This is a genomic window from Bacillus timonensis (assembly GCF_004799755.1).
Lineage (GTDB): Bacteria > Bacillota > Bacilli > Bacillales > Bacillaceae_L > Ferdinandcohnia > Ferdinandcohnia timonensis_A.
Genome location: NZ_SLUB01000005.1, coordinates 1 through 20,135 on the forward strand (window position 1 = coordinate 1; position 20,135 = coordinate 20,135).

Annotated in this window: 22 protein-coding genes; all 22 read left to right on the forward strand. The window is 40.0% G+C overall.

The genetic code is table 11. The features are described from left to right. Positions 1-247 precede the first annotated feature (247 nt). Positions 248-562, forward strand: a complete 315-nt coding sequence (locus E1I69_RS04495; RefSeq protein WP_136378415.1) for a DUF4870 domain-containing protein — start codon at positions 248-250, stop codon at positions 560-562. A gap of 15 nt (positions 563-577) precedes the next feature. Further along, positions 578-1,684: a DUF4097 family beta strand repeat-containing protein gene (locus tag E1I69_RS04500; protein ID WP_136378416.1), complete on the forward strand. Its 1,107-nt coding sequence runs from the start codon at positions 578-580 to the stop codon at positions 1,682-1,684. Positions 1,685-1,694: 10 nt separating this feature from the next. Next, on the forward strand, positions 1,695-1,895 hold the full coding sequence (locus E1I69_RS04505; RefSeq protein ID WP_136378417.1) for a PspC domain-containing protein: 201 nt from the start codon (positions 1,695-1,697) through the stop codon (positions 1,893-1,895). After that, complete coding sequence (locus E1I69_RS04510) at positions 1,895-2,257, forward strand: phage holin family protein (protein WP_136378418.1); 363 nt, start codon at positions 1,895-1,897, stop codon at positions 2,255-2,257. Before E1I69_RS04505 ends, E1I69_RS04510 begins: the two co-directional genes overlap by 1 nt. Before the next feature lie 78 nt (positions 2,258-2,335). Beyond that, complete coding sequence (locus E1I69_RS04515) at positions 2,336-2,860, forward strand: GNAT family N-acetyltransferase (protein ID WP_136378419.1); 525 nt, start codon at positions 2,336-2,338, stop codon at positions 2,858-2,860. Between the two features lie 257 nt (positions 2,861-3,117). Beyond that, positions 3,118-4,053 carry an HPr(Ser) kinase/phosphatase gene (hprK, locus tag E1I69_RS04520; protein WP_136378420.1) on the forward strand — a complete coding sequence of 312 codons (936 nt, stop codon included), beginning with the start codon at positions 3,118-3,120 and terminating at the stop codon, positions 4,051-4,053. Between the two features lie 278 nt (positions 4,054-4,331). After that, positions 4,332-5,147 carry a prolipoprotein diacylglyceryl transferase gene (lgt, locus tag E1I69_RS04525; protein ID WP_136378421.1) on the forward strand — a complete coding sequence of 272 codons (816 nt, stop codon included), beginning with the start codon at positions 4,332-4,334 and terminating at the stop codon, positions 5,145-5,147. Between the two features lie 36 nt (positions 5,148-5,183). Beyond that, complete coding sequence (locus tag E1I69_RS04530; RefSeq protein ID WP_431731858.1) at positions 5,184-6,116, forward strand: nucleoside recognition domain-containing protein; 933 nt, start codon at positions 5,184-5,186, stop codon at positions 6,114-6,116. After that, positions 6,106-6,747: a pyrophosphatase PpaX gene (gene ppaX / locus E1I69_RS04535; protein WP_136378422.1), complete on the forward strand. Its 642-nt coding sequence runs from the start codon at positions 6,106-6,108 to the stop codon at positions 6,745-6,747. The genes E1I69_RS04530 and ppaX overlap by 11 nt, the downstream gene beginning before the upstream one ends. 137 nt (positions 6,748-6,884) lie before the next feature. After that, positions 6,885-7,409 carry an acyltransferase gene (locus tag E1I69_RS04540; protein ID WP_136378423.1) on the forward strand — a complete coding sequence of 175 codons (525 nt, stop codon included), beginning with the start codon at positions 6,885-6,887 and terminating at the stop codon, positions 7,407-7,409. 399 nt (positions 7,410-7,808) lie between these two features. Then, on the forward strand, positions 7,809-8,975 hold the full coding sequence (locus E1I69_RS04545; RefSeq protein ID WP_431731859.1) for an ATP phosphoribosyltransferase regulatory subunit: 1,167 nt from the start codon (positions 7,809-7,811) through the stop codon (positions 8,973-8,975). Next, on the forward strand, positions 8,976-9,605 hold the full coding sequence (gene hisG, locus E1I69_RS04550) for an ATP phosphoribosyltransferase (RefSeq protein ID WP_136378425.1): 630 nt from the start codon (positions 8,976-8,978) through the stop codon (positions 9,603-9,605). Between the two features lie 20 nt (positions 9,606-9,625). Further along, positions 9,626-10,891, forward strand: coding sequence for a histidinol dehydrogenase (gene hisD / locus E1I69_RS04555; protein ID WP_136378426.1), 1,266 nt, complete (start codon positions 9,626-9,628; stop codon positions 10,889-10,891). A 112-nt stretch (positions 10,892-11,003) separates the two neighbouring features. Next, the gene (hisB, locus tag E1I69_RS04560; protein ID WP_136378427.1) at positions 11,004-11,591 is read left to right on the forward strand and encodes an imidazoleglycerol-phosphate dehydratase HisB; all 588 of its coding nucleotides are present in this window, start codon (positions 11,004-11,006) and stop codon (positions 11,589-11,591) included. Beyond that, positions 11,592-12,224 carry an imidazole glycerol phosphate synthase subunit HisH gene (gene hisH / locus E1I69_RS04565; protein WP_136378428.1) on the forward strand — a complete coding sequence of 211 codons (633 nt, stop codon included), beginning with the start codon at positions 11,592-11,594 and terminating at the stop codon, positions 12,222-12,224. It abuts the gene before it with no gap. Next, positions 12,221-12,955 (forward strand): 1-(5-phosphoribosyl)-5-[(5-phosphoribosylamino)methylideneamino]imidazole-4-carboxamide isomerase, encoded by a 735-nt coding sequence (gene hisA / locus E1I69_RS04570; protein ID WP_136378429.1) that lies wholly within the window; start codon positions 12,221-12,223, stop codon positions 12,953-12,955. Before hisH ends, hisA begins: the two co-directional genes overlap by 4 nt. Then, the gene (gene hisF, locus E1I69_RS04575) at positions 12,955-13,713 is read left to right on the forward strand and encodes an imidazole glycerol phosphate synthase subunit HisF (RefSeq protein ID WP_136378430.1); all 759 of its coding nucleotides are present in this window, start codon (positions 12,955-12,957) and stop codon (positions 13,711-13,713) included. The genes hisA and hisF overlap by 1 nt, the downstream gene beginning before the upstream one ends. Continuing rightward, positions 13,710-14,330: a bifunctional phosphoribosyl-AMP cyclohydrolase/phosphoribosyl-ATP diphosphatase HisIE gene (gene hisIE / locus E1I69_RS04580; protein WP_136378431.1), complete on the forward strand. Its 621-nt coding sequence runs from the start codon at positions 13,710-13,712 to the stop codon at positions 14,328-14,330. The genes hisF and hisIE overlap by 4 nt, the downstream gene beginning before the upstream one ends. Before the next feature lie 315 nt (positions 14,331-14,645). Then, the gene (locus tag E1I69_RS04585) at positions 14,646-16,136 is read left to right on the forward strand and encodes a tetratricopeptide repeat protein (RefSeq protein ID WP_136378432.1); all 1,491 of its coding nucleotides are present in this window, start codon (positions 14,646-14,648) and stop codon (positions 16,134-16,136) included. 100 nt (positions 16,137-16,236) lie between these two features. Further along, positions 16,237-17,181: a thioredoxin-disulfide reductase gene (trxB, locus tag E1I69_RS04590; protein WP_136378433.1), complete on the forward strand. Its 945-nt coding sequence runs from the start codon at positions 16,237-16,239 to the stop codon at positions 17,179-17,181. 174 nt (positions 17,182-17,355) lie between these two features. Then, positions 17,356-19,005, forward strand: coding sequence for an amidohydrolase (locus tag E1I69_RS04595; RefSeq protein WP_242634530.1), 1,650 nt, complete (start codon positions 17,356-17,358; stop codon positions 19,003-19,005). Then, positions 18,998-20,065: an ABC transporter substrate-binding protein gene (locus E1I69_RS04600; RefSeq protein ID WP_136378434.1), complete on the forward strand. Its 1,068-nt coding sequence runs from the start codon at positions 18,998-19,000 to the stop codon at positions 20,063-20,065. Before E1I69_RS04595 ends, E1I69_RS04600 begins: the two co-directional genes overlap by 8 nt. Positions 20,066-20,135 lie beyond the last annotated feature (70 nt).

Sequence of the window (20,135 nt, forward strand, 5' to 3'; positions counted from 1 at the left end):
TTTTCTGCTTTTAAGCATAAAAAATCCCCCTTTTTGGTGATAGTTTTTCGACAACTCTATTTTACCAAAATCGGGGGTTTTTTGTATTTTTTTATGAAAACCTACGGTTTTCCAGTTATTTGGAAACATTTTTCAGTGACCTCGAACCGTCCCTATGGTCCCTAATCCTCGAGGCGTATTTTTTGTAAAATGTTGAAACCATTGTTGTGCAGGTTTCGTATATAGAGGTGTGAAGGGGAGATGTTGAGTGAATACGGATAAATTAATTGCAGCGTTGTGTTACTTTAGTATTTTCTTTGCAGGGTTTATTTTACCTATTGTTGTTTATCTGCTTGTACAAAATCCAGAGGTTAAAAAGCATGCCCTCCATGCGTTAATTTCACATATTATTCCAGCAGCTACTGTTATTTTTGTCATCATTCCGTTTTTCTTTATGTGGTCGGTGGAGGCATTTGCAGCAGCGATGGTGCTAGTTTTCGTTCTGTTAGCCATCATTAATATTGGTATCGTCATTTGGAACATTGTAAAAGGAATTCAAGTATTAGCTCACGATGAATTTTAAAGGAGGAATTTTCTCATGAAAGAGGAACAAAAACGTATTTTAAAGCTTGTGGAAGAAGGAAAACTTACAGCAGAAGAAGCGATCATTCTTATTGAAAAACTTCATTCGGCTGAGGAAACTAGTGACCCGGCACAGGAAATCAAGACGGAGCTTTCAACTCAGGTTCAGTACGAGCAATCCCAGCAGCAACAGCAAAACCAGAACACCTATGAAAATAAGGGGTCGGCGAAGCACAAATTTATGGATTTTATCGATACCGCACTGAAAAAAATTAAGGATCTTGACCTTGACTTTAATTTTGGTAGCTCAGTAGACGTGAAACATATTTTTCAACATAAGGATGTATACATTACAAAGCTTGACCTAGATGTATCAAACGGGAGTATCACGATTATTCCATGGGAAGAGCGGGATGTTCGCGTTGAATGTGAAGCAAAAGTATACAACATTGAAAACCAGGAACGAGCTCGAAAGGCATTTTTAGAAGATGTCCTTTTCTCCATTGAAAATGGTGCACTTCGTTTATCGATTCAGAAAAAGCAAATGAAGGTTCACGCGAAAATCTATGTACCACAGGAAAACTATGAAAGTATTAAGGCTCGCATGTTTAATGGACCGATTACAGGGGAAAATTTACGAGTAAAGGAATTCCGTGCAAAAACAGCAAATGGCGCCATTACGATTTCAAACTTTGATACCGACTCAGTTGAAGTAGAAACAGCAAATGGTCATATAAAAGCGAATCAAATCACAAGTAAGGACTTTGAAGCTGAAACAATTAATGGTACAGTAACAGCAACAGGTCTTTTTGAAAAAGTAGACCTTCAAAGCTTTAATGGAAATATTACGTGCGATCTTCAAGGAGATGTCTGCCATACTGCATTTGTAAAAACGACAACGGGCGGCATTGATATGTTTATTGCAAATGAATACCAGGTTGATGGAGAATTAAAATCAAACCTTGGGAATTTTAAATCTGAGCTTCCAATGATGTCGATCATTGAAGAGAAAAACGAAGTTGTTCAGAAGTCACTTCGCTTTAAGGCAAATGAAGAAAAAGCGCAAAAACTTCATCTGTTTGCCGAAACGAAAACAGGCTCGATAACTATCAAACCACTTTGAGGTGTTAAATATGAAAAAGAAATTATATCGCTCTACCCAAAATAGAATGCTCGGAGGGGTGCTCGGAGGCCTAGCGGATTACACGGGAATCGACGCGTCACTATTACGTATTCTTGCGGTAGTTGGATTTATTTTAGGTGTGGGATCACTAGGTCTCATTTATCTCATTTGGATATTTATTGTACCAAATGAAGGAGATGTCTATAGATAATGAAATGGATTGCTAGCATAATTGTCAACAGCATCGTACTCATGGTTGTCGCAGGCTACGTCGATACCTTTCACTTAGAGGGTGTCGGCGCAGCAATCACGGCAAGCATTATCCTGTCGATTTTAAATGTAATCGTTAAACCTATTCTCATACTCTTAACCTTGCCTGTCACGGTTCTATCATTAGGTCTATTTCTATTCGTTATCAATGCTATTACCTTAATGTTGACACAGTCCCTAATGGGAGATTCCTTCGTTATCGAAGGGTTTGGAACGGCGTTACTAGCAGCAGTTGTCATTTCGATCCTGAACCTGCTGATTCAAAAAGTAATCGTCGAACCACTTCAGGAGAAAAAGAAATAATTTCACAAAACAGCGTTGTCCAGAAGGATAACGCTGTTTTTTATTGAATTTATACTAAAATACATAAGGAGCCTAGCCATGTTCCCAACACTAGAAACCGAAAGACTTAGATTAAGAGAAATTGTACATATTGATGCTCAAGGGATTTTTGACTGCTTTTCAAACCATGAGGTAACACGCTATTACGGACAGGACCCAATAACCGAATTAAAACAAGCAGAGCAGTTCGTTGAATTCTTTGCAAATAGTTATAAAGAAAAGCGTGGAATTAGATGGGGCATTGAATTAAAGGAAAGAGAGGGGCTCATAGGCACTATTGGGTTTAATGCCTGGTCACCTAAGCATAAGCGCGCAGAAATAGGCTATGAACTTCATCCTCAATACTGGCGAAAAGGCTATGTATCTGAGGCTGCTTCAGAAGTGATAAGATATGGGTTTAACGAACTTGGATTAACACGTATTGGGGCGGTTGTGTTTCTTGAGAATGAAGCATCTAACGATTTATTAGCAAAACTCGGCTTTGAAAAAGAGGGTGTCTTAAGAAATTATATGTACCAAAACGGCATTCCACATGATACGAATGTCTACTCGCTATTAAAATAAAGTAGCTCAGAGGCATTCCATGGTGGAATGTCTTTATAACGTTTATCGGTGATATGCTCCTAACCACCTCACCTAAAACCATTTCCTCACATTCTTCACCAATTTTAATCAGAAAAGTTTTGGCGTTACACAGAAAAATGCTAAAATGGAGAATGAGTTTAACTTGGCCGAATCATAACAATTACCGGGCCTTATAAAAGATGCAGAAATCTAATCAAACATAAATCTACACGAATTACAATCGAGGAGGTACGAATGTGCCAAAAGTTAGTACAAAGGATTTAATTGAGAAATTTAAGTTAGAGTTGGTAAGTGGGGAAGAGGGGATCAATCGTCCAATCACCACAAGTGATATATCAAGACCAGGTATCGAGCTTGCTGGATTTTTTGATTATTATCCAGCAGAGAGGATTCAGCTTTTAGGAAAAACAGAGCTCACTTTTTTTGAAAAATTATCACATGACGAAAAAATGTATCGAATGGAGAAGCTTTGTACAGATATAACTCCTGCGATCATTATCTCGCGTGATATGGAAGTGCCTCCAGAGTTAATTGAGGCTTCCGAGCGTGAATCTGTTCCGGTCATTAAGTCTCCTATAAAAACGACAAGACTATCGAGTAGAATTACGAACTTCTTAGAAAGCAAGCTTGCACCAACAACTGCAGTACATGGTGTTCTTGTGGACATTTACGGGGTTGGGGTTCTAATCATCGGTAAAAGCGGTGTTGGTAAAAGTGAAACGGCGTTGGAGCTCGTGAAACGTGGGCACCGTCTTGTTGCGGATGACTGTGTCGAAATTCGTCAGGAAGATGATGATACACTTATTGGGAGTGCACCGGAACTAATTGAGCACCTCCTTGAAATCCGTGGTCTAGGAATTATCAACGTAATGACCCTATTTGGTGCAGGAGCCATCCGTAACTTCAAACGAATTACGTTGGTCGTTAACCTTGAGCTCTGGGATCAAACGAAACAATATGATCGACTTGGGCTTGAAGAAGAAAAAATGAAAATCATTGATACTGAATTAACAAAATACACCATCCCGGTTCGACCAGGGCGAAACCTAGCTGTTATTATCGAGGTGGCAGCAATGAATTATCGTCTAAAACGAATGGGCTTAAACGCTGCAGAAGATTTTACAAATCGTCTCTCAAGCGCGATTGAATATGGGGAACATGATGACATCTAACAATAACTTTATTCAGAAGAAGGTCCTACTTTTATGAGTGGTGAGTAATACAATTTGTTTACCAAATTAATTATGAGGTCAAACCTTGGCTGAAGAAAGTTATTGCCTCCGGCGGATGCCTCAGATTTTCAGCGGAAACTTTTCGACCAGAAGATCAAAGACTAAGAACGCCACTTCCTGTGGCAACGTCTTTGTGACCCACATCGTGTGGGTCTAAAAAATCTGGGCGCAAATACGCCAAGGCGCATTTGATTAAAGGAAATAAGGGAGTGGAGAAAGTGGATCGAAATATACAACCGTTAGACCCAACATTTTTAGAACTGGGAGCACTACGGATTCAATGGTACGGACTGATTATCGGGCTAGGAACCATGCTTGCCCTGTATCTTGCCATCAAGGAATCAGAACGTAGAGGTATGCATAAGGATACATTTATGGATCTTATGCTGTTTGCAGTACCAATTGCCATTATTTGTGCAAGAATCTACTATGTCATTTTTAAATGGGACTATTATTCACAAAATCCTTCTAAAATTATTGCGATTTGGGAAGGTGGAATTGCGATTCATGGTGCCCTAATCGGAGCCGTTGTAACAGCGGTTGTGTTCGCTAGAGTAAAAGGCATATCTTTCTGGAAACTTGCCGACATTGCGGCACCAAGTATTATTTTGGGTCAAGCGATTGGTCGTTGGGGAAACTTTATGAACCAAGAAGCACATGGTGGTCCAATTGCGGAAGAAAACATCCAAACCTTCTATAATGTTTTGCCAGACTTTATTATGGATCAAATGTTTATAAAAGGTGTGTACTATCACCCAACCTTCTTATATGAGTCCATTTGGAGTATCGTTGGTTTTGTTATATTGCTTATGCTTCGAAAGGTCAATTTAAGACGCGGAGAAATGTTCCTCACCTACGTGATTTGGTATTCAATTGGTCGTTACTTTGTCGAAGGGCTACGCACAGATAGCTTAATGCTTGGGGATATTCGAGTAGCGCAGTTGGTTTCAGTTGTATCGATTATCGGAGCCCTACTCGTACTTGTTTATCGTAGAAAAAAAGGCTATTCAAACGAACGTTATTTACAGAACTAATTCATTAAAAGGGAGAGGGAAAACTTGCTAGACATGATAAAGAGAGGCTTCTTAGTAGGATTAAAAACTACTTGGACATTAGGGAAAGTAATTTTTCCTGTTACCCTTCTCGTTACCTTGCTTCAGCACACACCTGTGCTAGATTGGGTGATTACGTGGATTGCACCTATTATGGGTTGGTTTGGTCTATCAGGTGATGCGGCAATTCCGCTTGTATTAGGAAACTTTTTGAACCTCTATGCTGGAATTGGCGCGATTTTAACACTTGATTTGACTGTAAAAGAAGTGTTTATTTTAGCGGTTATGCTATCATTCTCACATAATATGATTATTGAGTCTACCGTGGCAGCAAAGGTAGGAATGAAGATTTGGATCATTGTACTCGTGAGACTTGGACTTGCGTTTATCTCTGCCTTTGTTATCAATCTAGTTTGGAATGGCGGTAGTGAACTAGCAAAATATGGACTTGTGTCAGGTACAGAAGAACAAATTTCAGGCTGGGGCAGTATCCTTTTAAATGGAATTGAAAAAGCATCATTTGGGATTCTGCAATTAGCTATCATAGTGATCCCACTTATGGTTGTGGTTCAATTCTTAAAAGAATTAAAATGGTTAGATGTGTTCTCCAGATGGATGAAACCAGTCACAAAAGCATTGGGGATGAAGGAAAATACATCAACAACCTTGGCATCAGGTATTTTGTTCGGCTTGGCTTTCGGAGCAGGTGTAATGATTCAGGCGGTAAAAGAGGATAATGTAGATAAGAAGGATTTAACATTAGCGTTTATTTTCCTTGTGTCCTGCCACGCAGTTGTAGAGGATACGCTTATTTTTGTCCCACTTGGAATTCCGGTTTTACCGCTATTGTTCATCCGTCTTATTACAGCAACGATTTTAACAATGGTCGTCGCTTTTATCTGGAAGCGTGTTGAGCAAAATAATAGAAAGGAAATTATTTATGGCAATTAAAACATTTTTATTTGATTTAGATGGAACGTTAATTGATACAAACGAACTGATTTTACAATCTTTTTTACACACTTTTGAAACTTACTTTCCCGACCGTCAATTTACTCGGGAGGAGATCCTGCCATTCAATGGTCCAACCTTGCATGAATCTTTTTCATCAGTAGATCCGGACCGCGCAGAAGAAATGATTGCAGAATATCGTAAATTCAACCATGAAAAGCATGACGAACTAGTAACCGAATTTCCTGGTGTTTTCGACACTATCAAAACCCTAAAGGAACAAGGTTATAAAATTGGTGTTGTCACGACAAAGATAAAAAATACGGTTAAGATGGGATTAAAACTAACAAAGCTTGATCAATTCTTTGATGTTGTGGTGACATTGGATGATGTTAAAAATCCAAAACCAGACCCAGAACCCGTATTGCTGGCACTAAAACTGTTAGATTCGACACCTGAAGAAGCAATCATGGTTGGTGACAATTATCAGGACATCGTAGCTGGTCAAAAAGCAGGAACAAAGACTGCCGGAGTCGCTTGGTCTCATAAAGGAAAAGACTTCTTATTAGAATACAAACCTGATTTTATGCTTGAGAAGATGAGTGACTTACTGGATATTGTTATTCAGTAAAAGCCTTCTTCTACTAAATAACAATATAGCCTCCGGCGGATGCCACGATTTTCCAAAGGTAATTTTTCGAGCTTGCTCGAAAAAAATCGGGCGCAAATACGCCAAGGCGCATTTGATAGTAAAAGGATGAAAAGATAGTGAAACGACGAACCACGCGTTATTATGTTTCAGGTCCCAATTCGCTTTGGCAAATCTATAAAACCGTTTCGTTTTGGAAGGTAGTCAAAAACTTTATTATCATACAGATAGCACGATACACACCATTTTTAGGCGTGAAAAATTGGCTATATCGCACCTTTTTAAAAATGAAGGTTGGCGAGAAAACAGCATTTGCCCTCATGGTAGTGCCGGATACTATGTTCCCGGAAAAAATCAGTGTCGGAAGCAATACGGTCATTGGATTTAATACAACGATCTTAGCCCACGAATACTTGATTAAAGAATACAGGCTTGGTGACGTTAAAATTGGAAGCGAAGTGATGATCGGAGCCAACTCGACAATCTTACCAGGGGTCGAAATTGGAGACGGGGCAATCGTCTCGGCTGGAACTTTAGTCCACAGGGACGTTCCTGCTGGAAGCTTTGTCGGGGGAAATCCGATGCAGGTGATTTATACAAAAGAACAGCTCGAACAGCGCGAGAAAAAGGAATCTGACCATTGATAATGGTTTGGTTCCTTTTTTTGTTGTACCCATCCTATCTCCCATTCCTCACTCCCAATTCCTTTCTGATCTCTTTTTCCAACATCTGTCTCCTTTCTTCCTCTCTTGCTTACAAACCTCATCCTACTTATCAACAATATTCACAAAATCCACAATCAACTTTGATAGTTATCAACAATACCCACAATATCCACAGTTACACTTTATCCACAATCCACAACATTCCGTTCGTCCAAATCCAAACCAACTAAATTCTGACTTTTTCGTTGACGTTTGGTAGGGATAGGTGTATTATATACTTTATCTTGGTAGTATATTAGCGAACTAAAGTAAAATAATATAGAAAAAATATGGAAACCTAAATAAATACAAACTTTGGTGGTGACGAAAATCGTGTTTATGTTTGAAAAACCCTTAGGTATGAGAGATACATTGCCAGCTTTATATGAAGCAAAAAAGAAAATACGCAATGCCATGTCGTCTCAAATTGAAAGCTGGGGCTATCAATTTATTGAAACTCCAACACTTGAATATTATGAAACAATCGGTGAGGCATCAGCAATCCTCGACCGTCAACTATTTAAATTATTGGATTCACAGGGACATACGCTCGTCCTTCGACCTGACATGACAGCGCCAATTGCCAGAGTGGCAGCATCGCGTTTATATAAAGGTGAGTACCCATTACGTATCGCATACTCAGCAAATGTGTTCCGCGCCCAACAGCATGAAGGTGGGAGACCTGCCGAATTCGAACAAATCGGGGTTGAGTATATTGGAGATACGACAACCAGTGCAGATGCTGAGGTTATTTCCCTAATGATTGCGGCACTTAAGCAAGCGGGACTTACCAATTTTACCGTACCAATTGGACATATTGGCTATGTAAAATCATTGTTCATGGAGATTGTCGGAAACGAAGCAAGAGCTGATGTTCTTCAACGTTATTTATATGAAAAAAATTATGTTGGTTATAGAGAGCATGTAAAAAACTTGCCGCTCTCTTCTATTGATAAACAACGTTTGCTCTCCCTTTTACAATTAAGAGGAAATGACGCAAAAATTGCTAAAGCGAAAGAATTAGTTGAATGTGAAGAAGGGAAAAAGGCAGCCGAAGAACTTGAAATGCTTTGGAAAAAGCTAGATGCATTCGGTGTGACAGAGCATATTAAAATTGATTTTAATCTTGTCAGTCATATGAGCTACTATACAGGAATCCTTTTTGAAGTGTATGCAGAGAATGTTGGCTTTTTAGTTGGAAACGGTGGTCGCTATGATCATTTATTTGAAAAATTTGATCGTCCTGCACCGGCAACAGGCTTTGGCATTCGGATTGATCGACTTCTGGAAGCACTTGATCTGCCACAGGATGAGCCAGAAATTCATTGTGTCATATTTAGTGCAGAACAACGTGACGAAGCCATTCGCTTTGCGATGAATAAAAGAGAACAAGGTGAGCGCGTCATCCTTCAAGATATCGCAGGAATCAAGGATGTGGATGCATGCACAAGCGCATTTGCGAAAAACACCTTTTTCTTAGGGAAGACAAGGAAGGAGGAAGAATAAATGACCGACAAACTAACGATAGCGATGCCGAAGGGACGAATTTTTGAAGAAGCGGCACAGCTTTTACTAAAAGCAGGCTACAAGCTTCCTCCTGAGTTTGAGGATTCAAGAAAATTAATTATCGACGTGCCTGACGAGCCATTTCGATTCATGCTTGCCAAGCCAATGGATGTCACCACATATGTGGAGCATGGTGTGGCAGACCTTGGAATTGCCGGTAAAGACGTTATGCTTGAAGAAGAGCGCGATGTATATGAAGTGCTTGATTTACAAATTAGTCAATGTTATCTCGCGGTTGCAGGGTTAACTGATGTGAAAGTGAAAGGTGTTGCACCTAAAATTGCGACTAAATATCCAAACGTCGCCTCTAGTTACTTTCGTGAAAATGGGGAACAGGTGGAAATCATTAAATTGAACGGTTCCATTGAACTTGCTCCTTTAATCGGATTGGCGGACCGAATTGTGGATATTGTATCAACTGGACGCACCTTGAAGGAAAATGGATTGGTTGAGCTTGAACATATTGCGGACATCACTTCACGCCTTATCGTGAATCCAGTGAGCTATCGCTTAAAGGATCAGCAAATCGACGAAATTGTGGAGCGTCTATCCAAAGTCGTATCACAATAAGTAGAAAGGACCGACACAGCATGCGAATAGAACGTGTAACCAACACTGTTTCACTGAAGCGGACCATTGATAGTGGGACTGAGGAACAGAGAAAAGCAGTTTTAGAGATACTTGCTCAAGTACAAAAGGAAGGGGACAACGCCCTTCGATCTTATACGGAAAAATTTGATGGTGTTTTTCTTAATGAGTTTAAAGTCACAGATTCAGACTTCAAAGACGCCTATGCCAAATTAGACGAGAATATGGTGCAAATTATTAAAGAAGCAGCGGAAAATATTCGAGATTATCACAGTCGCCAGACCAGGCAATCATGGATGACGATGAAGGATAATGGCACGATTCTTGGTCAAAAAATAACTCCACTTGATGCGGTTGGTGTGTATGTACCAGGTGGGAAAGCGGCCTATCCATCATCCGTGCTAATGAATGTCATCCCAGCACAGGTTGCAGGTGTGGAGCGAATCGTGATGGTATCACCACCAGGTAAGGACGGTACTATTCCTGCAGGAGTACTTGTTGCAGCGGATATCTTAGGTGTTAAAGAAATCTATAAGGTTGGCGGTGCTCAGGCTGTTGGCGCCTTGGCATTTGGAACTGAAACGATCCAGCCTGTTGATAAAATTGTCGGCCCTGGAAATATATTTGTCGCGTTAGCAAAGCGTGAGGTTTATGGGAATGTGGATATCGACATGATTGCAGGACCAAGCGAGATCGTCGTGTTAGCAGATGAAACAGCTCTTCCAAACGAAGTTGCAGCTGACCTTTTATCCCAAGCTGAACATGATGAGCGGGCATCAAGTATTCTTGTAACGCCTTCAATGGAGCTAGCTGAATCTGTTGCAGTAGAAGTTGAAAGACAATTATTGCTCCTACCTCGTGAGGCGATTGCAAGAGCTTCTATCAATGACTTTGGTGCGATATATGTCACTAATGATGTAGAGGAAGCCATTAGGGTTGTAAATGAGCTTGCACCAGAGCATCTAGAAATCATGACGAAGGATCCTATGGAGAAAGTCGGAAAAATCAAGCACGCTGGTGCTATTTTTATCGGTCGTTATAGCTCAGAGCCTGTTGGTGATTATTTCGCTGGTCCAAACCATGTCCTTCCGACTAACGGAACAGCACGTTTTTCAAGCCCTTTAAGTGTGGATGATTTTACGAAAAAATCCACCATCATTTCATATAGCAAACAAGCAATTAAAGATAACGCTCCAAAGATTGCGGCTTTCGCAAGACTAGAAGGGTTGGAAGCACACGCGAGAGCAGTTGAGGAACGATTAAAATAATTCACAAAATTGAAGATTTACCTGTGGATTGTGTGGGTAATATTCCACCAAAACAAGTAATAATAAGCATTTATTAAGGATTATAAAATTGTGGATAACGGTAGGTGTAATCATGACAAGACAAGCAAAAGTTGAACGTAAAACGAATGAAACAGATATAAGACTAGATTTTACAGTAGATGGGGAAGGAATTTCGAAGCTAGATACAGGAGTTCCGTTCATGTCCCATATGCTTGACCTTTTTACAAAGCACGGACATTTTAATCTGACAGTTGATGCAAACGGTGATACAGAAATTGATGACCACCATACTACGGAGGATATTGGAATATGTTTAGGACAGGCCTTACGCGAAGCGCTAGGTGATAAAAAAGGAATCAAGCGCTACGGAAATGCATTTGTTCCAATGGATGAAGCACTTGCACAGGTTGTCATTGATCTTGGAAATCGCCCACATTTCGAATTAAAAGCGGAATTTCCAAGCTCTCGTGTTGGTACATTTGATACCGAACTCGTACATGAATTTTTATGGAAGTTTGCATTAGAGGCAAGAATCAACCTTCATGTCATTGTTCACTATGGTCACAACACACATCACATGATCGAGGCGATTTTTAAAGCATTAGGTCGTGCGTTAGATGAAGCAACTATAGTTGACCCACGCGTTAAGGGGGTCCCGTCAACGAAAGGGATGTTGTAGATGATCGGCATAATTGATTACGGAATGGGAAATTTATACAGCGTTTCTAAGGCGCTTGAACGGATGAACCATGAATACTTTATTTCTAGTTCACCAGAAGAGCTCAGAAAAGCTGACGGCTTGATTTTACCAGGTGTGGGTTCCTTCAAGGATGCGATGGGAATTTTACATGAAAAAGGGTTAGTGAACTTTATAAAAGAATCCGTAGCAAAAGGGATACCTCTTCTGGGAATTTGTCTTGGTATGCAGCTATTGTTTGAAGAAAGCGAAGAAAATGGACTCACACAGGGACTTGGCTTATTAAAAGGGAGAATTACAAAATTTCCTGGAGTAACAGCAAGTGGAGAAACCTACAAGGTGCCACATATGGGCTGGAATGATCTTAATCTGATCAATCCTTCATCGCTTTTACAAAATATTGAGGGCGGACATGTCTATTTCGTTCACTCCTATTATGCGAAAACAGACAATGAAAATGTGCTCGCAAGTAGTACCTATGATGTAGAGGTTCCAGCTGTTGTTGGAAAAGGGAATGTGTTTGGAACCCAGTTTCATCCGGAAAAAAGCAGCGAACTAGGTTTGGAAATTCTCCAAAACTACGCTGCAATCGTGGAAAAGAAGGTGTCAATATGAGTACTTTTACTGTTTATCCTGCAATCGACATGCGCGGCGGCAAATGCGTTCGCTTGCTTCAAGGGGATTATAATAAGGAGACCGTGTATGGTGATTCTCCATTCGATATGGCAAAAGCTTTTGCTGATGCAGGTGCAGAGTGGATTCATATGGTGGACTTAGACGGAGCAAAAGCCGGAAAGCGCGTGAATGACCAATATGTGCTTGAGGTTGCAAACAAGCTGGACGCAAAGGTTCAAATCGGGGGTGGCATTCGAACGGAAGAGGATGTTGCCTATTATATTGAAAATGGCGTTGACCGTGTGATTTTAGGAAGTGCTGCCATTTCTAATCCTGAATTTGTAAAGGATATGCTTAAGAAATACAAAGAAAAAATTGCAATCGGCATTGATGCAAAAGACGGTTATGTTGCAACGGAAGGATGGCTAAACACTTCTTCCGTAAAAGCGACTGATTTAGGTATCGAGCTCGCGAATGCGGGGGCCGAAGTGTTTATTTTTACAGATATTGCAACCGACGGCATGCTCAGTGGGCCTAACATCGATGCGGTTGCAACACTTGCAGCTGCAACAGGTAAAAAAGTCATAGCTTCAGGTGGGGTTAGTTCTATCGAAGACCTTAAAGCACTTAGTAAGCTTGTGGAGCAAGGTGTTGCTGGCGCAATTGTTGGAAAAGCGATTTACACCAACCAATTTACCGTCCAAGAGGCACTCGAAGAGGTGAATGGCTAATGATCACAAAACGTATTATTCCATGCTTAGATGTAAAGGATGGTCGAGTAGTAAAAGGCATCCAATTTGTTGGGCTTCGAGATGCAGGTGATCCTGTTGAACTGGCAAAGTTCTATGATTCCGAAGGTGCAGATGAATTGGTTTTCTTAGATATTTCAGCTTCTCATGAGGGGCGAAAAACGATGGTTGAGGTTGTTGAAAAAGTCGCTGCAGAGCTTGCGATTCCTTTTACAGTAGGAGGAGGAATTAATTCCTTAGAGGATATGAAAAAAATCCTTCGTGCAGGCGCTGACAAGGTTTCACTGAATACCGCAGCTGTCACAAACCCAGACCTAATTAAAGAAGGAGCAGAATTTTTCGGCTCTCAATGTATCGTTGTTGCAATCGATGCAAAATATGATGAGGGACTTGGCAGCTGGCGAGTATACACACATGGTGGCCGTAACGCAACCGAATGGGAGGTCGTCGCTTGGGCACAGGAAGCAGTAAAACGTGGTGCTGGTGAGATCTTATTAACGAGCATGGACGATGATGGCAGCAAGGATGGCTTCAATCTAAAAGTAACACGACGAGTCAGTGAAGCTGTTTCCGTACCAGTCATTGCTTCAGGTGGTGCTGGAAATGCCGAGCATTTTGTCCGTGCCTTTAATGAAGGTAAAGCGGATGCGGCATTAGCGGCAAGTATTTTTCACTATAAAGAAACATCTGTAAAAGAGGTTAAAAACGTTTTAAAAGAGAAAGGGGTCAATGTCCGATGAACACACCAGACATTAAATTCGATGAAAAGGGACTTGCTCCAGCGATTGTCCAGGATGCTGTTAGCAAAGAGGTTTTAACGCTTGCCTATATGAATGAGGAATCACTACGTAAATCCATTGAAACACGCGAAACATGGTTTTATAGCCGTTCACGTCAAGAGCTTTGGCACAAAGGAGAAACCTCCGGAAATACCCAAAAGATTATCGATTTAAAATATGATTGTGACAAGGATGCCATTCTTGTATTAGTTGAGCCAGCAGGACCTGCTTGTCACACAGGCAGCTACACATGTTTTAGTGAATCTTTATTAGGAGAAGCAAAAGGAGTAGCTTCTGACCGTTTCGCTATCTTGAATGAACTTGAAAAAGTAATTGCAGAGCGCGAAGCAGAAATGCCAGAGGGAGCATATACGACATACCTGTTTGATAAAGGAGTCGACAAGATCCTGAAAAAAGTAGGTGAGGAAGCTTCCGAGGTGATCATTGCAGCCAAGAATCGCAGTCATGAAGAATTAAAATGGGAAGCTTCAGACCTCATTTATCACTTACTTGTCTTACTTCGTGAACAAAAGCTTCCACTTGATGAAGTATTGTCTGTTTTACAAAAAAGAAGATGATGATTTCATAGGGTACTTATCCACAATAAGTATCCTTTTCTAAGACTCTATTTTACTGTAATGTGAATAACTTATCCCCTACATCCACAATACCTACCATCCGAACCGAATTTCAGTGCATATCTTATCTGAATACAGTAAACACTTCAGATTATTCACATAAAATGAAAGGTTGTCCACATTATTCACATTGTCCACAAAATACCATTGCAGAGGTTTTGTTTTTAACCAAGCACCCCCTATATTTAAAGCACTTATATATGTTATACTACGTTGGGAAATAATTTTATTCGGATTTATTTATGGAGGACCCCGATGGAAAAACAAAACGTAAAAGATAGACAACATGCAACAAAGATTATTCCGTTTATCCAGACGGGAGAATATTATTTTAAAAAAGGATTAAAGACGTATCGACAGCATGATATATATAAGTCGATAAAGCATTTTAAACGTGCGATTGAGCTTGAACCGAACGAGCCGATGTTTTTATGCCAACTATCGGTTGCACTGACTGAAATCGGTGACTATGTCCTATCAAATCAATATCTTACTAAAATCATAGATGAGCCCAAATTCGATATGCCTGAGTGCTATTATTTCAAGGCTAACAATTATGCGCATTTAGGCTTGTTCCAAGAGGCAGCAAAACATGCAGAATGGTATTTAGAGCGGGAACCTGACGGTGATTTTGTTGAAGATGCCGAAGATTTGCTTGACCTATTACGTCTTGAAGAAGATGACGATGAGGTTTCCGCAAACCATCAGGATGAACTTATTGTGAAACAGGAACATGCACGTGAATTCCTTGAAACAGGGAGATTGGACGAGGCGGTGACCCTTTTAAAAGAAATCATTCGTGAGTATCCTGAATTTTGGTCTGCTTATAATAATTTGGCACTTGCTTATTTTTATTCAGGTGATGTGGAAAATGCCTCTGAGATCTTAGATGAGGTTTTAAGTAAGAACCCTGGAAATCTACATGCGCTTTGTAATTCTCTTGTGTTTTTATATTACCAACGTAAAAATCAACAGGTAAAAGAGTTAACGAGACGATTATCATTCATTCAACCTATGTTGTTTGAACACCGTTATAAACTAGGGGCGACCTTTGGGCTTATCGGCAGACATGATCTTGCCTATAAATGGTTACGTAATTTACAGCGGAGCGGTTTTGAAGGCGATGAAACCTTTTATTATTGGCTTTCCTATTCTGCTTATTTTACAAAGCATTTTGATGTTGCTAAAAATGCGTGGAAGCGAGTACTCGAGGAAAATCCAAGTAAAAAGGGTTCAGCACCTTGGGAATCTGACTCCACAAAGCCAATAAGTGACGTGCTCGATCGTTGGTTGACCGGTGATTTTATTGAGGAACGCTTATATGGCTTATTTTTAGCAAGCAAAACAAACTCAGCCTTGGCACGTAAAGATCTAAAGCATATTCAATTTCATGCGACGCTTGAACAGGAATTTGCAAATTACGTTTTGGCTAAGAAGAAAAAATCGGAAAAAATACCGTCTTACATTATTGATGGATATAATATTGCAGACACCTTATTTACACAAAATAAACATGATGATTCTGCAAATGAAGAACTGTACTTAACATGGTTAATGATTTACGATGAGGCAGTTAAGCGTCAGTTTAATGTGTCAAATTGGCAGGCATGGGCTGCTGCAACAGAATACATTTGGCGTAATCACGTGTCCCGAACCATTACTCAACAACAGGTTGCGGAAAAGTATAAAATTTCGAAGGCAACTGTCATGAAGTATGTAAAATTTGTTAAAGAACTCCTACATTGAGCATATTAATAGCGGATTTTGTCAGGATTTTATAGGATAGGGGTAGGAGATACTAAACGATATATCAAATTTTACTCATGAAGTTAGGAGAGACGAAAAAATGACGGAAGAAAAAATTTATGATGTCATTATTATCGGTGCTGGACCTGCAGGCATGACGGCTGCCGTTTATACTTCTCGTGCAAACCTATCAACATTAATGCTAGAGCGCGGGATTCCTGGTGGTCAAATGGCAAACACAGAGGAAGTTGAAAACTATCCAGGCTTTGACCATATATTAGGACCTGAGTTATCCACAAAAATGTTTGAGCACGCGAAAAAATTCGGTGCAGAGTATGCATATGGGGATATTAAAGAGGTCATCGATGGTGAAGAATATAAAACAGTAATTGCAGGTAGTAAAGAATATAAAACTCGCGCTGTGATCATCTCAACTGGTGCGGAATATAAGAAAATTGGTGTACCGGGTGAGCAAGAACTTGGTGGCCGTGGCGTTTCTTATTGTGCAGTATGTGATGGGGCATTTTTTAAAAACAGAGAGCTTGTTGTAGTAGGAGGCGGGGATTCAGCAGTAGAAGAAGGCGTGTACTTAACACGTTTCGCTTCTAAAGTAACAATCATTCACCGCCGTGATGAGCTACGTGCTCAAAAGATCCTTCAACAACGTGCATTTGATAATCCAAAAGTGGAGTTTATCTGGAATCATACTGTTAAAGAAATTCACGAAAAAGATGGCAAGGTTGGTAGCTTAACACTTGTCAATACACAAACCGGTGAGGAATCCGAATTTGGTGCAGATGGCGTATTTATCTACGTTGGAATGCTACCACTTTCAAAACCATTTGAAAGCCTTGGAATCACAAACGAAAATGGCTATATTGAAACAAACGAAAACATGGAAACAAAAGTGCCTGGCATTTTCGCAGCAGGCGACATCCGTGAGAAACAACTTCGCCAAATCGTAACCGCAACGGGTGACGGAAGCATCGCTGCCCAAGCAGCACAGCACTATATCGAAGAATTAATGGAAAAAATAAAAGCATAATATAAAGAAATCGTCATCCCTATGGATGGCGGTTTTTTTGTGTTTTTTAGCCAATTGGCACGGTATTTGCATATTTAATTGACGATGAGTTTAGTCTTTTAAAGGAGGAGAGTGCTAAAACCGCAGATAGAAGATTACACGCCACTTGTTATTTTTTTGAGGGGGGATTGCGGCTTGTACGCAGATATCATTATTAAAGGTAATGCCATTTTTACCGGGAATGAGTCTAATCCAATAATGGGAGCAGTCGTTATCAAAAACGATCAAATCCAGTGTGTGGATGAGAGTGAAAACGCAAACGATTATATAGGACCACAGACAAAGGTTATTCATGCAGAAGATAAGCTTGTTTTACCTGGATTTCATGATTTTCATCTTCACCTTGTATTAGGGAGTATGTTTAGCGAGTTCACCACACTAACAGATTGCTCATCAGAATCAGAAGCTGTTCAAAAAATCTATCATTATGCAAAGGAGAATCCTAATGAACCTTGGGTATTAGGATTTGGCTGGCATCATGTGCGTTGGCCAGGGAAAAAAACACCAACCCGCCATTCCCTTGATCAACTTATCCCGAATCGTCCAGTGTTCCTGTTGAATGAAGAAGCACATAGTGCATGGGTAAACTCAGAAGCTCTTAACGTTTTAAATATAACAAAAGATACAAAAGATCCTCCATTTGGTTTGATTGAAAAAGATCAAAATGGAGAACCTACTGGTTTTTTGTATGAAACCGCCGTAAAGCTTGTTGCAGAAAAAGCCTATCAATTCTCAGATGAAAAACAGCGAAAATTAATGGATGTCTTTTTGAAAAAAGCTGCTTCCCATGGAATTACATCGGTAAGTGATATGCTTCCATTGCCAGGCTTTGAATTGGGATCTCCATCCTTTTATGCGACCTATGAAAAAGAAGGGAAATTAACAACAAGAATACACTTCTTATCATCTCTCAATGGGGACTTATCAAAGGCGAAATCCTACCGTGAACTATACCAATCTGATAAATTACAGTTTTCCGGATTAAAACAATTTATTGACGGCGTTCCAAATACGTACACAGGGTATTTAATTGAGCCGTATTCAGACCGACCTGAAACAAAAGGCGGCATTTTATTTGAAGAAGATACCTATATAAGATGGATTAAGGAAGCTGACAAGGAAGGCTTCCGTATTCGGCTACATGCCTGTGGCGATGGAGCAGTTAGGTTTGGACTTGATTGCTATGAAGCAGCACAGAAGCAAAATGGAATGCGAGACTCACGACATACGATTGAGCATATTGAGGTTATTCACCCGGATGATATAGAGCGTTTTGAAGAGCTTCAGGTCATTGCGTCGATACAACCTGAGCATATGAGTGCAGAATCAATGGAGGGGCATACATACCTTGATCGATTAGGCCCGGAACGATCTCGGTATACATGGCCAATTGGATCACTAAAAAGAAGTGGCGCACCCATTGCTTTTAGTAGTGACTATCCGGTTGTTGATCTGAATCCAATGATTGAAATCTACCGTGCTGTAACAAGAAGGAACGCTGATGGAACACCAGAAGATGGGTGGAATCCACAAGAAAAAATATCTCTTGCAGAAGCACTAAAGTTTTACACGAAAGCTCCTGCCTATGGAAATTTCCGAGAGGATGATTTAGGAACGCTCGAGGCTGGAAAAAAGGCAGATGTAATCATCTTAGATAGAAATCTTTTTTCAGTAGATGTGAAAGAGATTTTAGAAGCAAAGGTTGAAATGACAATAATGGATGGGAAAATTGTGTATATACGAGGACAAACAAAAAAAGCTGGAAGGGGCCATGTGGATGTATAAGAAAACGAAAATAGTCGTAATTTCTTTTATTTTAATAGCATTGACATTTTTATCTGCTTGCGGAGGAAGTGAAGCTGGTGGAGCTAAGCAATCGGATGAAAAGGTATTAAATTTATTCAACTGGGCGGAATATTTGCCACAAGAAGTGATCCAGCAATTTGAAAAGGAAACAGGAATAAAGGTAAATTATGATGCGTACTCAAGCAACGAGGAAATGATGGCAAAATTACAAGCTGGAAATACACAGTATGACATCGCTGTAGCCACAACATTTTTCGTTGATATTCTATTGAAACAAGATTTAATCCAAAAAATCAATAAAGAAAATATCCCAAATGTCAAAAACTTAGATTCAACGTTTACGACAGCTGAATTTGATAAAGAGGGTGACTATTTCATTCCTTATCTTTGGGGTTCGGGGGTTTTATTTCAGAATACAGAACTTGTTGACTTTGAAATTAAAGGGTATGAAGATCTATTTCGGCCAGAACTTAAGGATAAGGTCGTTTTACCAGATGACCAACGAGGTGTAATTGGGCTAGCTCTTCAAATGCTAGGATATTCGATGAATACAACTGACGAAAAAGAATTAGAGGAAGCTAAAGAAAAACTTTTAGAGCTTCGTCCAAATATTAGGGCATTTAACACTGAACCCAAAACGATGATGATTGCTGGGGATGTTGCGGCAGGAATGGCATGGACAGCTGAAGTATTTAATGCGCAAAAAGAAAATCCGGCCATTGTTCCAATTATTCCTGAAGAAGGCTTAATGGTTTTCCATGACAATTTTGTTATTCCAAAGGACGCACCGCATCTAGCAAATGCAGAAAAATTTATAGACTTCCTGTTACGACCTGAAATCAGTAAATTAATTTCGACAACATATCCCTACGGAAATCCAAATGTGGAGGCCTATAAATTGCTTCCCGAGGACTTGAAGAATAATAAAGTTGTGTATCCAGATCTTGACCAAGTTACAAATGTACAACAAGCGCTTGATATTGGAGAGGCAACACAACTATATGATCGGATTTACAGTGAACTAAAAGCAGGAAATTAATGGATAAATGGTAGATTCCATCTCTGGGTCTACCATTTTTTTATAAATCCTTCAAATGCTAGCGAATTGG

Bases quoted from the DNA above. Each gene is read 5' to 3' on its own strand.
- hisD (WP_136378426.1), top strand. From the start codon at position 9,626: ATGCGAATAGAACGTGTAACCAACACTGTTTCACTGAAGCGGACCATT.
- hisB (WP_136378427.1), top strand. From the start codon at position 11,004: ATGACAAGACAAGCAAAAGTTGAACGTAAAACGAATGAAACAGATATA.
- E1I69_RS04600 (WP_136378434.1), top strand. From the start codon at position 18,998: ATGTATAAGAAAACGAAAATAGTCGTAATTTCTTTTATTTTAATAGCA.
- E1I69_RS04505 (WP_136378417.1), top strand. From the start codon at position 1,695: ATGAAAAAGAAATTATATCGCTCTACCCAAAATAGAATGCTCGGAGGG.
- trxB (WP_136378433.1), top strand. From the start codon at position 16,237: ATGACGGAAGAAAAAATTTATGATGTCATTATTATCGGTGCTGGACCT.
- E1I69_RS04510 (WP_136378418.1), top strand. From the start codon at position 1,895: ATGAAATGGATTGCTAGCATAATTGTCAACAGCATCGTACTCATGGTT.
- hisIE (WP_136378431.1), top strand. From the start codon at position 13,710: ATGAACACACCAGACATTAAATTCGATGAAAAGGGACTTGCTCCAGCG.
- E1I69_RS04545 (WP_431731859.1), top strand. From the start codon at position 7,809: ATGTTTGAAAAACCCTTAGGTATGAGAGATACATTGCCAGCTTTATAT.
- hisF (WP_136378430.1), top strand. From the start codon at position 12,955: ATGATCACAAAACGTATTATTCCATGCTTAGATGTAAAGGATGGTCGA.
- hisH (WP_136378428.1), top strand. From the start codon at position 11,592: ATGATCGGCATAATTGATTACGGAATGGGAAATTTATACAGCGTTTCT.
- ppaX (WP_136378422.1), top strand. From the start codon at position 6,106: ATGGCAATTAAAACATTTTTATTTGATTTAGATGGAACGTTAATTGAT.
- E1I69_RS04585 (WP_136378432.1), top strand. From the start codon at position 14,646: ATGGAAAAACAAAACGTAAAAGATAGACAACATGCAACAAAGATTATT.
- E1I69_RS04500 (WP_136378416.1), top strand. From the start codon at position 578: ATGAAAGAGGAACAAAAACGTATTTTAAAGCTTGTGGAAGAAGGAAAA.
- E1I69_RS04515 (WP_136378419.1), top strand. From the start codon at position 2,336: ATGTTCCCAACACTAGAAACCGAAAGACTTAGATTAAGAGAAATTGTA.
- hisG (WP_136378425.1), top strand. From the start codon at position 8,976: ATGACCGACAAACTAACGATAGCGATGCCGAAGGGACGAATTTTTGAA.
- hisA (WP_136378429.1), top strand. From the start codon at position 12,221: ATGAGTACTTTTACTGTTTATCCTGCAATCGACATGCGCGGCGGCAAA.